This window comes from Streptomyces sp. NPDC017890 (assembly GCF_044328675.1).
In the GTDB taxonomy this organism is placed as follows: domain Bacteria; phylum Actinomycetota; class Actinomycetes; order Streptomycetales; family Streptomycetaceae; genus Streptomyces.
This window is the reverse complement of the sequence record NZ_JBIRHU010000159.1, coordinates 1-1250: the sequence shown is the minus strand read 5'-3', so window position 1 is coordinate 1250 and position 1250 is coordinate 1. Positions and strand designations below refer to the sequence as shown.

Here is a 1250-nt window from a genome sequence, read left to right as displayed (position 1 = left end):
GACAGAGGCTTCTACATCGCCCTCGCAGTCAGCGTCGTCGTGATCAGCATCCTGGGCAACGCGTACCACGCCTATCACGCAGCAATCGCTGCACAGGAGTCAATCGATGGTGGGGGAGACCTCGGGTTCATTCCACTAGCGCCGGCCATCGCAGCGGCCATAGCGATCATTCCGCCGGCCCTGGTCCTGGCATTCACACACGGCATCACGATCCTGGTGAAGGCAGTCGGAATGGCATACGCCGCCTACCGTGCGATCGTCGAAAACGTCACCGACAGTGAGCATGCAAAGAGCATTGCGACTGATCTGACCGTGAGCCGGGAACCTTTCCGCGACTCCACCTCTCGCGGAGAGACCGATCCCAATGTTGCAGAGCTGGTCGAAGCGGAACGAAACGAGGACACGACAAACACGGTGACACAGATCGACCGGGGAGACGATCTTGCGGACTTTGCAGAACCGTTTTTCGCCGACGCAATGATGGCTGAACGTCACGACGACTTCGACCCTCAAGAAACCGCGACAGAGGCACTGAACCGTCAAGACACCGAAGAGGCCCAAGCCGCCGACGGCGACACCGCAATGGACGACCTCATGGCGTTCATCGCCACCTCGAATCTCAAGAAGGACGTGAAGGACACCGCAGTCCGCAAGCTCACGAACCCGAACCTCACATGGGAGACCATCGCGATGGAATCGAAACCGCCCGTCGCAATCTCGACAGCGTGGCGCCGGTACGAGAAGTTCGATATCGCAGCCCGGGAAGCAGGATTCACGAGCCCGCCACTGCCCGACCTCCGGTCCTCAGAGAACACCACCGACCGCGAACTCGCAGCAGCGCACTGACACCGGCGAGGCCCAGCGCCTCAGCAGCCCCACCCTCAAAAACAACAGAGGTCCTGGCAGTGCAGCAACACCACCAGGACCAAGCCACAGAAAGCACCTGTGACCATGAGCAATACTATTCGGCCCCACATCGGCCGCCCCACCGGCAGCACCGCACGCACCACACAAGCCCGAGCAGTGCGAACACGAGAAGCGATCGTCTCAGTAGCCGCACAACACTTCGACACCGACGGATACGGCGCCAGTAGCATCAATGCCATCCTCGCTACCGGAGCATTCACCAAGGGCGCCATCTACTTCCACTTCCCGTCCAAGGAAGCCATCGCAGGGAGCCTCATCGCTGATTGGAACCGAACCGTCAACGAATCCATCAGCGAAGCAACAGCCACCGGCCCGAGCACCAC

General features: G+C 60.6%; 2 protein-coding genes. Both read left to right on the top strand.

Translation table 11 applies throughout. The features are described 5' to 3' along the window. Positions 1-846: hypothetical protein (locus ACH4F2_RS36225; RefSeq protein WP_398136829.1), on the top strand; the 846-nt coding region annotated here is incomplete at its 5' end. 105 nt (positions 847-951) lie between these two features. Continuing rightward, positions 952-1250, top strand: a 299-nt coding sequence (locus ACH4F2_RS36220; protein ID WP_398136830.1) for a TetR family transcriptional regulator, incomplete at its 3' end; no start/stop codon positions are given.